11 protein-coding genes and 1 pseudogene are annotated in these 13,220 nt (G+C 72.9%); 9 read left to right on the forward strand and 3 right to left on the reverse strand.

The window, feature by feature from the left end; translation table 11 throughout:
• Nucleotides 1-26: 26 nt before the first annotated feature.
• Entirely contained in the window at nt 27-482 is a 456-nt protein-coding gene (locus tag B4K29_RS16120; protein ID WP_286960872.1) for a MarR family winged helix-turn-helix transcriptional regulator, read from the reverse strand.
• A gap of 115 nt (nt 483-597) precedes the next feature.
• Here B4K29_RS16120 and B4K29_RS16125 point away from each other — a divergent pair, with 115 nt between their 5' ends.
• From B4K29_RS16125 to B4K29_RS16165, 9 genes and pseudogenes are all read left to right on the forward strand, one after another.
• Nucleotides 598-1,407, forward strand: coding sequence for a crotonase/enoyl-CoA hydratase family protein (locus B4K29_RS16125; RefSeq protein ID WP_286968135.1), 810 nt, complete (start codon nt 598-600; stop codon nt 1,405-1,407).
• The gene (locus B4K29_RS16130) at nt 1,404-3,443 is read left to right on the forward strand and encodes an acetoacetate--CoA ligase (RefSeq protein WP_286968136.1); all 2,040 of its coding nucleotides are present in this window, start codon (nt 1,404-1,406) and stop codon (nt 3,441-3,443) included. Before B4K29_RS16125 ends, B4K29_RS16130 begins: the two co-directional genes overlap by 4 nt.
• Entirely contained in the window at nt 3,440-4,438 is a 999-nt protein-coding gene (locus B4K29_RS16135) for a 3-hydroxyacyl-CoA dehydrogenase NAD-binding domain-containing protein (RefSeq protein ID WP_286968137.1), read from the forward strand. Before B4K29_RS16130 ends, B4K29_RS16135 begins: the two co-directional genes overlap by 4 nt.
• A complete protein-coding gene (locus B4K29_RS16140; RefSeq protein ID WP_286968138.1) occupies nt 4,431-5,954 on the forward strand; it encodes an acyl-CoA synthetase in 1,524 nt (507 codons plus the stop codon). Before B4K29_RS16135 ends, B4K29_RS16140 begins: the two co-directional genes overlap by 8 nt.
• Nucleotides 5,947-6,828 carry an amidohydrolase family protein gene (locus B4K29_RS16145; RefSeq protein ID WP_019287082.1) on the forward strand — a complete coding sequence of 294 codons (882 nt, stop codon included), beginning with the start codon at nt 5,947-5,949 and terminating at the stop codon, nt 6,826-6,828. The genes B4K29_RS16140 and B4K29_RS16145 overlap by 8 nt, the downstream gene beginning before the upstream one ends.
• A 49-nt stretch (nt 6,829-6,877) precedes the next feature.
• Entirely contained in the window at nt 6,878-8,020 is a 1,143-nt protein-coding gene (locus B4K29_RS16150; RefSeq protein WP_029211689.1) for an acyl-CoA dehydrogenase family protein, read from the forward strand.
• A gap of 34 nt (nt 8,021-8,054) precedes the next feature.
• Nucleotides 8,055-9,245 (forward strand): 4-hydroxybenzoate 3-monooxygenase, encoded by a 1,191-nt coding sequence (locus B4K29_RS16155; RefSeq protein ID WP_029211690.1) that lies wholly within the window; start codon nt 8,055-8,057, stop codon nt 9,243-9,245.
• Nucleotides 9,246-9,252: 7 nt separating this feature from the next.
• Nucleotides 9,253-10,179 (forward strand): annotated as a pseudogene (locus B4K29_RS16160) (aldehyde dehydrogenase family protein); the annotation flags it as partial.
• A gap of 89 nt (nt 10,180-10,268) precedes the next feature.
• A complete protein-coding gene (locus B4K29_RS16165; protein ID WP_286968139.1) occupies nt 10,269-10,712 on the forward strand; it encodes an aldehyde dehydrogenase family protein in 444 nt (147 codons plus the stop codon).
• A 132-nt stretch (nt 10,713-10,844) separates the two neighbouring features.
• Here B4K29_RS16165 and B4K29_RS16170 read toward each other — a convergent pair whose 3' ends face one another.
• Nucleotides 10,845-12,179, reverse strand: a complete 1,335-nt coding sequence (locus B4K29_RS16170; RefSeq protein WP_286968140.1) for a patatin-like phospholipase family protein — start codon at nt 12,177-12,179, stop codon at nt 10,845-10,847.
• An 83-nt stretch (nt 12,180-12,262) separates the two neighbouring features.
• A complete protein-coding gene (locus tag B4K29_RS16175) occupies nt 12,263-13,048 on the reverse strand; it encodes a class I SAM-dependent methyltransferase (RefSeq protein ID WP_286968141.1) in 786 nt (261 codons plus the stop codon).
• Nucleotides 13,049-13,220 lie beyond the last annotated feature (172 nt).

Raw genomic sequence — 13,220 nt, forward strand, 5'->3', positions numbered from 1 at the left:
CCCCGCGGGACGATGGGCGCGGCGGGTCAGTCGCCGTCCATGGGAAGGTCGCTCAGGGCGGCGCGGCACATCTGCAGCGCCTCGGTGAAGCTCTCGCGCTGGTCCGGGTCGAGGTCCTTGACCATGTGCGCCTCGAGCTCGGCCACGGGCTCGGCCTGGCGCCGCAGCAGGGCGCGGCCGTCCTCGGTGAGGCTGATCAGGCGGCGGCGCCGGTTGGTCGGGTCCGGGTCGCGCCGGATGAGACCACGACGCTCGAGCCCTCCCACCAGGTCGGCGGCCGACTGAGCCCGCACGAAGGAGTGGCGGGCGAGGTCGGCGGAGGTCATGCCCTCCCGCCGCTCGAGCACCGTCAGCGCGGTGTACTGCAGTGCCGTGACACCGGACTCACGGACGATCGCGTCCAGGTGCGCGCGCGTGACGAGCTCGAGCTGCTTGACGACGTACAGCAGCGACGGGGCCGGCGAGCGATCACGGTGAGTCACCCCGCCATTCAACCTCATCACGGAGCGCAGAATTCACCGCCGCACCCTTGCGCGCCGCCTGGCCGTCATGTCAGTATCAGGAAACCTGCTATTCAGCGACGAACGGGGAGATCCCATGAGTTCCGGTGTCGTGCACGACGGTTGCGAGTTCCCAGAGACCCTGTCGCTGCGTCGGGAGGGTGCCGTCGGCATCATCACCCTGAGCCGCCCCGCCAAGCGGAACGCCCTGTCCGACCGCACCATCCTCGGCCTGGAGCGCATCTTCACCAACCTGGCCCCCGAGGTCCGCGCGATCGTGCTGGACGCCGAGGGCGACCACTTCTGCGCCGGCCTGGACCTCGCCGAGATGGCCGAGCGCGACACGCTGGCGGGTGTCGCCCACTCGCGCATGTGGCACCGCGCCTTCGACACCATCGAGGGCTCGCTCGTCCCCGTCGTGTCCGTGCTCAAGGGCGCGGTCGTCGGTGGCGGCCTCGAGCTCGCCTCGGCCACCCACGTGCGCGTCGCCGAGCGCTCCACCTTCTACGCCCTCCCCGAGGGCCAGCGCGGGCTCTTCGTGGGTGGCGGCGGCTCCGTGCGGGTCCCCCGCCTGGTCGGCGCGCACCGCATGGTCGACATGATGCTGACCGGGCGCCGCTACGACGCGGTCGAGGGCCACGCGGTGGGCTTCGCGCAGTACCTCGTCGACGACGGCGTCGGCCTGGACCACGCGCTGGGCCTCGCCGCGCGCATCGCGGACAACGCGCCGCAGACGAACTTCGCCGTGGTGCAGGCACTTCCGCGGATCGCGGAGGCCAACCCGCGCGAGGGCTACCTGATGGAGTCGCTCATGGCCGCGATCGCGCAGGGCACCGACGACGCCAAGGGCCGCATGCGCGACTTCCTCGAGGGCCGCGCCGCCAAGGTCACCGAGGACGCGCGATGACCTGGCGCACCTGGGACCCCGGCACCCCCGTCCAGCAGGGCGACATCGTCTGGACGCCACCGGTCGACGTCCTCGACACCAGCCAGGTCGGGCAGTACCTCACCTGGCTGGCCCGCGAGCGCGGCCACCGCTTCACCACGCACGACGAGCTGTGGCGCTGGTCGGTCACCGACCTCGACGGCTTCTGGGGATCGGTGTGGGACTACTTCGAGGTCCAGGCCCGTATGCCGCACCGCGAGGTCCTTGGACGACGCGAGATGCCCGGCGCCGAGTGGTTCCCCGGTGCGACGCTCAGCTATGTCGACCACGCGCTGGGCCGACCCGAGGACGCGAGCACGGTTGCGGTCATGGGGCGTTCGCAGACCCGCGAGGACGTCGACCTGACCTTCGGCGAGCTGCGGGAGCAGGTCGCAGCAGCGCGGGACGCCCTGCAACGACTGGGCGTCCGCCGCGGTGACCGGGTCGTCGGCTACGTGCCCAACGTCCCCGAGTCGCTCGTCGCCTTCCTCGCGACGGCGAGCCTCGGCGCCATCTGGGCGAGCTGCGCCACCGAGTTCGGGCCCCGGGCGGTCATCGACCGGTTCGCCCAGGTCGACCCCACCGTCCTGCTCGTCGTCGGCGGCTACCGCTATGGCAGCAAGGACGTCGACCGGTCCGCCGAGGTCGCCGAGATCCGCGCCGCCCTGCCGACGGTGCAGCACGTCGTCGACCTGGAGTACGGCCCGTGGCGCGTCGAGGACGCCCTGTCCTGGCGCGAGCTGCTCGACGCCGCACCGGAGCCCGAGCGCGTCGACGGACTCGCGCAGGTGCCGACCGAGGCCGTCGCCTTCGACCACCCGCTCGTCGTGCTCTTCTCCTCGGGCACCACCGGGCAGCCCAAGGCCATCGTGCACGGGCACGGCGGCATCCTGCTGGAGCACCTCAAGAACCACGCGTTCTCCTGGGACATGCGCCCCGGCGACCGGATGCTGTGGTTCTCCACGACGGCCTGGATGATGTGGAACGCCCTCATCAGCTCGCTGCTCGTGCGCGCCGGGATCGTGATGATCGACGGCAACCCTCTGTGGCCCGACCTGGAGTGGCAGTGGCGGCTCGCTGAGGAGACCGGCGCCACGATCATGGGCGCCAGCCCCGGCTACCTGATGGCCTGCCGCAAGGAGGGCGTCGACCTGCGTGACCGCCGAGATCGCCTGTCGCTGCGCGTGATCGGCTCCGCCGGCGCGCCGCTGCCGCCCGAGGGCTACGCCTGGGTCGCCGAGCAGCTCGGCCCCGACGTGCAGCTCAACGTGGGCTCCGGCGGCACCGACGTGTGCTCCGGCCTCGTGCAGAACTCCCCGCTCGTGCCCGTGTGGGCCGGCGAGATCTCCGCGCGCTGCCTCGGCGCCGACGTCCACGCCCGGTCCGAGACCGGCGAGGAGCTCGTCGGCGAGCTCGGCGAGCTGGTCGTCACCTCCCCCATGCCGTCCATGCCGGTCGGGTTCTGGGGCGACGACGACGGCGAGCGCCTGCGCTCGACCTACTTCGACCACTACCCGGGCGTGTGGCGGCACGGCGACTGGATCGTGTTCGCCGACAACGGTTCCTGCCATGTGGCCGGCCGCTCGGACGCCACCCTCAACCGTGGTGGCGTCCGCCTCGGCACCGCCGAGTTCTACCGGGTCGTCGAGGCGCTCCCCGGCGTCGCCGACTCCCTGGTCGTGCACCTGGAGGACCCCGAGGGCGGCAACGGGCACCTGCTGCTGCTCGTGAGCCTCTCGGACGGGGTCGACCTCGACGACGCGCTGCGCGGCACCGTCGCCCGGGCGTTGCGAACTGCCTTGTCCCCCAGGCATGTCCCCGACGAGGTCCTCCAGCTTCCCGTCATACCGCGCAATCTCACCGGCAAGAAGCTCGAGCTCCCCGTCAAGCGGATCCTGCAGGGGCAGTCCCTGGAGCAGGTCGCCAGCCGCGACGCCCTCGCGGTGCCGACCTCGCTGGATCCCGTCGTGGCGCTGGCCGACTCGCGCCGCGCCACCGACCCGGAGGAGGACCGATGAGCCCGTATGTCGCTCCCGACGCCATCACGCGCGTCGCCGTCGTCGGCGCCGGCGCCATCGGCGCGGCCTGGGCCACCCTGGCCACCGCCCGCGGCCTGGACGTCGTCGTCGCCGACCCCGCGCCGGACGCCGAGGAGCGCCTGCGCAGCACCGTCGACCGCCAGCGCGAGCAGCTCCCGCCACGCGAGACCGGCGGCAGGGCAGGCGATCTCACGCTCGTGCGGGAGGTGGCCGAGGCCGTCCGCGACGCCGACCTGGTCATCGAGGCCGGGCCCGAGCGGCTCGACGTCAAGCGCGAGATCTTCGCCGCGGCCGACGCCGCGGCCCGGCCCGACGTGCTCCTCACCAGCAGCTCGTCCGGGCTGACCCCCAGCTCCTTCCAGGACGCGTGCACGCACCACCCCGAGCGCGTGCTCGTGGCCCACCCGTTCAACCCGCCGCACCTGGTGCCGCTGATCGAGATCGTCGGTGGCTCAAGGACGGACGCGGCTGCGGTCGACGCGGCCATGGCGACCTTCGCCCACCTCGGCAAGCACCCGATCCGCATCAACGCCGAGCTGCCCGGCCACGTCACCAACCGACTCCAGGCGGCGCTGTGGCGCGAGGCCTACGACCTCGTCGCCCGAGGCGTCGTCACCGTCGCGGACGTGGACACGGCCATCGCCTCCGGGCCCGGGCTGCGGTGGGCGCTCTACGGCCCCTTCGCCACCCAGCACCTGTCGGGCGGGCCGGGCGGGATCGGCCACGTGCTCGAGCACCTCGGGCCACCGATGCTGGACTGGTGGGCCGACCTGGGGCAGCCCGAGCTCACCCCCGAGCTGTGCCGCACCATCGCCGCCCAGACGGACGACGCGATGGCCGGCCAGGACCTCGACGAGGTGACCCGCCGCCGCGACGAGGCGCTGCAGGCCCTGCTCGCCCTCAAGGCCGCGTCGGGCATCGACGCGCCCGCCGACACCGGATCAGCTGCAGGACAAGGGGGCTCGCATGCGTGACGCCGGCATGGGCTCCTGGGCGCGTCGTCGTGCCCGGATGTCGCCCGACCAGGTCGCCTTCGTCCATCGGGGCGTGCGGACGACATACGGCCAGGTCCAGGACCGCTCCAACCGCCTTGCCAACGGGCTGCGCGCCCTGGGCGTCGTGCGCGGTGACCGGGTCGCCTATCTCGGGCTGAACTCCGTCGAGCTGGTCCTGACCATGCTGGCCACGGCCAAGCTCGGCGCGGTCACCGTGCCGCTCAACACGCGGCTGGCCCCTCCCGAGACGGCCTTCGTCCTGCAGGACTCGGCTCCGCGAGTCCTGGTGTGGGACGAGGGTTTCGAGCAGATGGTCCGCTCCGAGGACGTCGCCTCCCTGGGCGTCCTGACCGTGAGCGTGGCCGGCGCCGAGGGTCACCCGTCGTTCGCCGAGGTCCTCGAGAGCGGCTCGGACGAGGTGCTGGACGAGCCGGTGTCGCTGGACGACCTGTTCATGATCCAGTACACGTCGGGCACGAGCGGGCGCCCCAAGGGCGTGATGATGACGCACGCCAACATCTCCTGGAACGTCTACAACCTGATCGTCGACCTCGACCTCACCTCCCACGAGCGGTGCCTGCTCAGCGCGCCGCTGTTCCACACCGCGGCGCTCAACCAGCTGATGTTCCCCTGCTTCCTCAAGGGCGGCACGAGCTACATCGAGTCCTCGTGGGACGCCGACCGGGCGCTCGAGCTGATCGAGACCGAGGGCATCACCTGGATCTTCGGCGTCACGACCATGCTGCTGTCGCTCCTGCGCCACCCGCAGTGGGAGACCCGCGACCTGTCCAGCCTGCGCATCGTCCAGTCCGGCGGGGCGCCCCTGCCCGAGTCGCTGCTGCAGGCCTACCTCGACCGCGGGCTCATGATCATCCAGGGCTACGGGCTGACCGAGTCCTCCCCCGGCGCGACGATGCTGCGCGCCCACGAGGGCGTCACCCGCATCGGTTCCGCCGGCACGCCGTGCTTCTTCAGCGACGTGCGGGTCGTGACGCCGACCCTCGAGGACGCCGAGACCGGCACCCCCGGCGAGGTCCTCGTGCAGGGACCCAACGTCACCCCGGGCTACTGGCAGCGCGACGACGCCACCGCCGAGACCTTCGTCGACGAGGGCTGGCTGCGCACCGGCGACCTCGGGACGATGGACGACGACGGCTACCTGCGCATCGTCGACCGGCTCAAGGACATGATCATCTCGGGCGGGGAGAACATCTATCCCGCCGAGGTGGAACAGGCGATCTACACCCACCCCGCCGTCGCGGAGGTCGCCGTCATCGGGGTGCCCGACGCGCACTGGGGCGAGGTCGGTCGAGCGGTCGTCAGCCTCCGCGCCGGCCAGTCCGCCTCGGAGGCAGAGCTGCTCGCGCACCTGGACGGCCGGCTCGCGCGCTACAAGATCCCCAAGTCGGTCGTCATCATCGAGGAGCTGCCGCACAACGCCTCCGGCAAGCTCGTCAAGAACCGCGTGAAGGAGCAGTGGGGCCACCATGACTGAGCTCAGCATCGACCTCGACACGATCACCGCGATCGACGTGCACGTCCACGTCGAGTCCGACGGGCACGGTTGCCTGTCGCTCGACCAGGAGCTGATGGACGCCTCGGCGGCGTACTTCCGCTCGTCGGACAACCGCACCCCCACGGTCGAGTTCCTCGCCGACCGCTATCGCGAGCACGCCATGGCCGCCGTGGTGTTCACCGTCGACGCCACGACCAACCTCGGCCACCCGGGGATCTCGAGCGTGGAGCTCTGCGACCGCGCCGCGCATCACCCCGACGTGCTCATCCCCTTCGGCTCGGTCGACCCGCTCCAGGGCGCGGCCGCCGTGGACCTCGCGCGACGGCTGGTCCGCGAGCACGGGGCGCGGGGCTTCAAGTTCCACCCGTCGCTGCAGGGCTTCTCCCCCGACCACGAGGCGTTCTACCCCTTGTGGGAGGCCATCGAGGAGCTCGGCGTGCCCGCGCTGTTCCACACCGGGCAGAACGGCATCGGCGCCGGGCTGCCCGGCGGCCGCGGCATCAAGCTGCGCTACTCCAACCCGATCCTGCTCGACGACGTCGCCGCGGACTTCCCTGCGCTGCAGGTGATCCTGGCGCACCCGTCCGTGCCCTGGCAGGCCGAGGCGATCTCGATGGCCACCCACAAGGCCAACGTCCACATCGACCTGTCGGGCTGGTCGCCGCGCTACTTCCCGCCCGAGCTGGTCAAGGCGGCCGGCGGCATGCTGCGCCGCAAGGTGCTGTTCGGCAGCGACTACCCCCTGATCTCGCCCGAGCGGTGGATCGCCGACGCCGAGCAGCTCGGCCTCAAGCCGGAGGTCATGCCGGGGATCCTCAAGGACAACGCCGCCCGGCTGCTCGGTCTGCGCTGACCCGGCGACCCCGCTTCCGTCATACCGCCGATCCCCCTGGAGGACAACGATGTTCCGGTTGGACGAGGACCACGAGGAGCTGCGGGCCCTGGCCCGCGAGATCGCGACCGAGCAGGTCGCGCCGCACGCCGCAGCGGTGGACGCCGAGGGGCGCTTCCCCCGCGAGTCGGTCGAGGCGCTCACGCGAGCAGGGCTGCACGCCATCGGGATTCCCGAGCAGTATGGCGGTCAGGGTGCGAGCCTGCTCGGGTCCGCGGTCGTGGCCGAGGAGATCGCCCGGGCGTGCACCACGACCCAGCAGGTCATCGGGGGCAACGAGCTGTTCACCTGGCCGCTGCTGCTCGGCGGGTCCGAGGAGGTCAAGCAGCGCTACCTGACGCGGATCGCCGCGGGCGAGTGCCTCGGGGCGTTCGCGCTGTCCGAGCCCGAGGCCGGCAGCGACGTCGCCGCGATGACGACGCGGGCCCGGCGCGAGGGCGACCACTACGTCCTCAAGGGCACCAAGCGCTGGATCACCAACGCGGGCGAGGCGGGGCTCTACGTCGTCTTCGCGGTCACCGACCCGCAGGCGGGGGCGCGCGGCATCTCGGCCTTCGTCCTGGAGGCCACGGACGAGGGCATCGAGCTCGGTGGCCTGGAGCGCAAGATGGGGCTCAAGGGCTCCCCCACCCGCGAGGTCGTGATGCGCGACGTCCGCATCCCCGCCGACCGGATCGTCGGCGAGGAGGGGCAGGGGCTGCGGCTGGCCCTCGGGACGCTGGACCGCACCCGCGCGATCGTCGCCGCGCAGGCCGTCGGCGTGGCCCAGGGCGCGCTCGACGTGGCCGTCCGCTACGCCCGCGAGCGCCGCCAGTTCGGTCGACCGATCGGCGAGTTCCAAGGCGTGGCCTTCATGCTCGCCGACATGGAGATGCGGCTGCGCGCCGCGCGCCTGCTGACCTACGCCGCCGCGGAGGAGGCCGAGGCCGCCGGCCCCGACATGAGCGTCGCGGGCGCCACCGCCAAGTGCTTCGCCTCGGACGCGGCCATGGCCATCACCGTCGACGCGGTCCAGGTGCTGGGCGGGGCGGGCTACACCGCGGACTTCCCCGTCGAGCGGATGATGCGCGACGCCAAGATCACCCAGATCTACGAGGGGACCAACCAGATCCAGCGGATCGTCGTCTCGCGGGCGCTCCTCGGCGCCCGGTGACAGACTGCACCCACGACCAGCAAGGAGGCTCGTCATGACCGTCAGCACCACGCCCGTCGCGATCGTCGGGGCAGGACCCGCCGGGCTCATGCTCTCCCACCTGCTCGCCCAGCGCGGGATCGAGTCCGTGGCGATCGACACCCGCACCCGCCAGGACATCGAGACCACCCACCGTGCGGGGATCCTCGAGGCGGACAGCGCGCGGATGCTCCTCGACGGGGTCTCCGACCGGATCCTGCGCGACGGCTACGAGCACGAAGGGGTCGAGCTGCGGCTGCACGGCCAGGGGCACCGCATCGACTTCCAGGAGCTCGTGGGCGCCTCGGTCTGGCTCTATCCGCAGACGGACGTCTTCATCGACCTCGCGGACGCTCGGGAGCGCGACGGCGGGGACGTGCGCTTCGGGGTCACCGAGGTGGAGGTCGACGGCGTCGAGACGGACTGTCCCACGGTGCGCTTCACGGACGCAAGCGGTGAGCGTCACGAGCTGCGGGCGACCTATGTCGTCGGGGCAGACGGGTCGCGCAGCGAGTGCCGACGGCTGGTGCCCGAGACCCGCCGACGCGTCTACGGCAAGGAGTACCCCTTCGCGTGGTTCGGGATCCTGTGCGAGGCGCCGATGAGCGCCCCCGAGCTCATCTATGCCCAGTCCGGCCGCGGCTTCGCCCTGATCAGCCAGCGCACCGACAGCATCCAGCGCATGTACCTCCAGTGCGAGCCCGACGAGGACGTGCACGCCTGGAGCGAGGACCAGATCTGGTCGGAGCTGCAGGCGCGCGTCGCCGGGGACGGCTTCGAGCTCAGGACCGGCCCGATCTTCGAGCGGGCCCGCCTCAACTTCCGCTCCTTCGTGCAGGAGCCGATGAGCCACGGCCGGCTCGTGCTGGCCGGGGACGCCGCGCACACCGTGCCGCCCACCGGCGCCAAGGGCCTCAACCTCGCCCTGGCCGACGTCAAGGTGCTGGCGGAGGTGCTCGAGCAGGCCCTCCACACCCAGGACGTCGGGGTGCTCGAGACCTACGGCCCGCGGGCCCTCGCGCGCGTATGGCGCTCGCAGAACTTCTCCTACTGGATGACCCAGATGCTGCACACGCCGCCCGGTGCGGACGCCTTCGACGTGCGCCGCCAGATGGGCGAGCTCGAGACCGTGACCTCGACCAAGCAGGGCCGCGCCTACGTCGCCGAGTGCTACACCGGCTGGCCCAACCACCCCATCGGAGGATGAAAGGACGATGACGAGCGCGACGACGCCCTGGGAGGGCAAGGTCTGGTCCGGCGGCTGGGTCGACGGCTCCGGCCGACCCGCCGACGTGACCGACAAGGCGACCGGCGAGACCCTCGGGCAGGTCGGGACCGCCACCACCGAGGACCTCGACCGTGCCGTCGAGCAGGCCCGGGACGCCCAGCGCGAGTGGGCGGCGCAGCCCTATCCCGCGCGAGCCGCCGTGATGCACAAGGCCGCTCAGCTCCTCGAGGCGGCGCCGGACGGGCTCGCGCCGTGGCTGGTGCGCGAGGCGGGGTCGGGTCAGGGCAAGGCGGCCTTCGAGGTCGGGCTCGTCGTCGCCGAGCTCCAGGAGGCCGCCGCGACGGCCGCGGCGCCCTACGGCGACGTGCTGCGCTCGGCCAAGCCCCGCCTGTCGATCGCGCGCTACGTCCCCTACGGCGTCGTCGGGGTCGTGTCACCGTTCAACTTCCCGGCGATCCTGTCGATGCGCTCGGTCGCGCCCGCCCTGGCCCTCGGCAACGCCGTGGTCCTCAAGCCCGACCCGCGCACCACGGTCGCGGGCGGTATGGCGCTCGCCCAGCTCTTCGCCGACGCCGGTCTCCCGGCGGGCGTGCTGCACGTGCTGCCCGGCGGTGGCGACCTCGGGGAGGCCCTCGTGGCGCACCCGGACGTGCCGTGCCTGTCGTTCACCGGCTCCACGGCCGTGGGCCGCCGGATCGGCGCGACCGCGGGCGGCCTGCTCAAGCAGGTGCACCTCGAGCTGGGCGGCAACAACGCCCTGCTGGTGCTGCCCGACGCCGACGTCGAGGCCGCCGCCTCGGCCGGCGCGTGGGGGTCCTTCCTGCACCAGGGCCAGATCTGCATGACGACCGGGCGGCACCTCGTGCCCGCGTCCCTGGCCGAGGACTACGCCCGGGCCCTCGCCACCCGCGCCGAGCGGCTGACCGTCGGCGACCCGACCGACCCGGCCAACGCGCTGGGGCCGATCATCGACGAGCGCCAGCGCGACACCGCGTGCACGACGTGGTCACGCGCGCCGTCGACGCCGGCGCGCGGCTGGACGCCGGCGGCACCTACGACGGGCTTTTCTACCGCCCCACCGTCCTGTCGGGGGTGGCGGCGCAGAGCCCGGCTTTCACCGACGAGATCTTCGGCCCGGTCGCCCCGATCACGACCTACGAGTCCGTGCACGAGGCGATCGACCTGATCAACGCCAGCGAGTACGGCCTGTCGGTGGGCGTCCTCACGGGTGACGCGCTGGCGGCATACGAGCTCTCCGACCGCATCGAGACCGGCATGCTGCACATCAACGACCAGACCGTCGACGACGAGGCGGTGATCCCCTTCGGCGGGGTCAAGGCCTCCGGCAGCGGCGGCCACTTCGGCGGCGCCCGGGCCAACCTCGAGACCTTCTGCCACCTGCAGTGGGTGACCCTGCAGAGCCGGATCGCGACCTACCCCTTCTGACCGCGCTGGACGTGGTGGATCCGGCTGCGGCGCGCGCCACCCCCGCGCTCCCAGCGCGCACCCTGCACACCGGGTCGCCGCGCGGGCCCTGCTCGGCAGCAGCGAGCCCCGGCCTGCCGCTCAGCCCGACGATCAGCCGCTGCGCCAACGGCCGAGCACCGTGCGGCGGTCGGAGTCGCGCAGCAGTCGCCGAGCCACCTCGGGGTCGGCCACCTCGGGGTGGGGCGGGTCCAGCGCTGCGTCCACGGCGATCAGATCGGGCGAGTGCTCGCGCACCAGAGCGTCGGTCACGAGGTAGCCGTGCCGCTCGAGCACCATCTGCTCCCCCGGCGTGAACGCGTCGAGGTCGGTGCGGATCGCGTTGACGAGCTCGACCACGTCGGGTGGATAGCCCACGACCTCGTCCAGCGCCCAGGTGGCGCCGGCGAGCTCGCCCGCGCTCATCGAGGAGTGCAGCCACCGCAGCCGCACCGAGGTGCCCCCGTCCGACGCGATGGACATGGTGCGCAGCATCTGGCCGAGCGGGGTGCGGGTCGTGCGGGCGCGGAAGACGCCGCCGCCGTCCGAGACGAGGACGGCGGCGTGGTCCTTCCACACCGGCTCGAGCCCGAGGTTGTCGTAGACGCCGCCGTCGGACAGCGGGATGCTGCGGCGGATCGCGTCGCGGGTCTCGGCCGCCTCGCGCCCCGCCACCCCGCCGCGCAGGTCGAGCCCGCGCCCGTCGAGGCGCCACGGCCCGAAGACGGGCGGGAACGCGCAGGACGTCGCCACCACGTCCGCCACCCGCAACCAGGGCGGGGGCGGGCCGAAGCCGAGCCGGTAGTCGCCCATCCAGCCCGCCGGGCGCACCGCGGTGGGGTCGTAGAACCGCCAGTCCACGCCGTAGGCCACATCGGTCGCCCCCGTCACCGTCGAGGCGCCGACGACCCCCAGGTCACGCAGCGGCGTTGCCCACCAGTCGATCTCGCGCGCGAACCCGTCGGCCATGGCGCGCACGGCCCCGTCCTGGACCAGCCACCGGTCGGGCCGCAGCCGACTCAGCAGCGCGGGCGTGCGCACGTTGGTCGAGGCCAGCCGGCGCGCCGGCCCGGCCACCAGCTCCTCGAAGCCCTCGATGCGCGTGGCCCCGCCGTCCCCGCCGGCCCCGCTCGGCCACCCGAGCCGCGGGTCGCACAGCAGGTTGGCGATGATCGAGCCCCCGGACACCCCGGACACGGTGCGAAGGCGCCCGAGGATGCCCAGCTCGTCCAGCCGCCGCGTCGACCCGAGGTGGAACATGGCAGCCCGGAAGCCGCCGCCCGACAGGCACAGGCCCGTGCCGTGCCGGTCGGCCCAGGGCACCTCGACGGGCTTGCCGAGGTCGATGCCCGGCCGCTGGTGCTTGCCCGCGTCGAGCTGGTCGGAGGCGGCGCGACCGGCCTGCGGTGGCGGGTCGAGGGGCGTGCGCCACGAGGAGGATTCGTTCACGGGCCCACCCCATCACAGACCACCGACAGACCGTGCCAGGCGCCGCCCTCGCGGCCACGGCCGAGCGGACGCTACCGCTCCCCTCACCGCCGGCGGGCGGTCACCAGCACGTATGGCGTGCTCCACCGCACCGCACCGTCACCGTCGAGGTGCTCGGTGACGGCATCGACGAAGCGACCCCGCAGGGCGGCCCGCTCGGCGGGCGCCAGCCCCTCCACGACGGCCACGTGCAGCGGCGACACGTGCAGGACCCAGTCCGCCGCACCGCGCGCCGACGCGAACTCCCAGTCGTGGCGCCGGTGCTCGACCCGGACGTCGTCGAAGAAGGGGGCCAGCCGAGACTCGGCGACCTGCTCGTCCGCCCAGGCGAACGGCATACGCTCCGGGGAGCACACCGACACGTAGGGGGCCAGGGGGCGGCCGAAGGGGTCGTCCGGCCACCGCTCCCAGGCGGTGTAGGCGAACAGCCCGCCGGAGCGGAGCATCTGCGCGATGGCGGCCGTGCAGGCCGCGGTGTCGGGCACGAAGGCGTGGCCGGCGCACGACGCGACCACGTCGGCGGGCCCCCGTGACGTGGCGCGGTCGGCCGTCGCCGGGTCCGCGAGATCCCCTGCCACCCAGTCGATCTGGTGGCCGGCGCGATCCGCGCGATCGGCGGCGAGCGCCAGCAGCTCGGGTGTGAGGTCGACACCGGTGACGGTGGCGCCGCGGGCCGCCGCCTGCAGGGCGACGTTGCCCACCCCGCAGGCGGCGTCCACGAGACGCGTGGCGGTCAGCCCACCGACCGCACGTTCGCACGCATCCAGCAGCGCCGCCCCCATCGGCAGCAGCCGCTCCCCCACCTGCGTGTAGTCGCCTCGTGCCCACATGCCGACGACCCTAGGCCAATTTGATAATAATTCTCAAACGAGGCCGAGCGGCAGGCCCGTCGCGTACTCGCCATCGACCACCGGACCGAGGTCGTCCTCGATCCCCAGCCGGCGGGCGAGACCGGTGAGCGAGGGCCCCAGCGGCGCATCCAGCTGCCAGGTCGCCTGGTCG

Source organism: Arsenicicoccus sp. UBA6765 (genome assembly GCF_002453335.1).
GTDB classification, from domain to species: Bacteria; Actinomycetota; Actinomycetes; order Actinomycetales; family Dermatophilaceae; genus Arsenicicoccus; species Arsenicicoccus bolidensis.

Excerpts from the sequence above, each read along its gene's own strand:
- B4K29_RS16130 (WP_286968136.1), top strand. The coding sequence starts at position 1,404 with ATGACCTGGCGCACCTGGGACCCCGGCACCCCCGTCCAGCAGGGCGAC.
- B4K29_RS16140 (WP_286968138.1), top strand. The coding sequence starts at position 4,431 with ATGCGTGACGCCGGCATGGGCTCCTGGGCGCGTCGTCGTGCCCGGATG.
- B4K29_RS16125 (WP_286968135.1), top strand. The coding sequence starts at position 598 with ATGAGTTCCGGTGTCGTGCACGACGGTTGCGAGTTCCCAGAGACCCTG.
- B4K29_RS16135 (WP_286968137.1), top strand. The coding sequence starts at position 3,440 with ATGAGCCCGTATGTCGCTCCCGACGCCATCACGCGCGTCGCCGTCGTC.
- B4K29_RS16175 (WP_286968141.1), bottom strand. The coding sequence starts at position 13,048 with ATGTGGGCACGAGGCGACTACACGCAGGTGGGGGAGCGGCTGCTGCCG.
- B4K29_RS16150 (WP_029211689.1), top strand. The coding sequence starts at position 6,878 with ATGTTCCGGTTGGACGAGGACCACGAGGAGCTGCGGGCCCTGGCCCGC.
- B4K29_RS16155 (WP_029211690.1), top strand. The coding sequence starts at position 8,055 with ATGACCGTCAGCACCACGCCCGTCGCGATCGTCGGGGCAGGACCCGCC.
- B4K29_RS16145 (WP_019287082.1), top strand. The coding sequence starts at position 5,947 with ATGACTGAGCTCAGCATCGACCTCGACACGATCACCGCGATCGACGTG.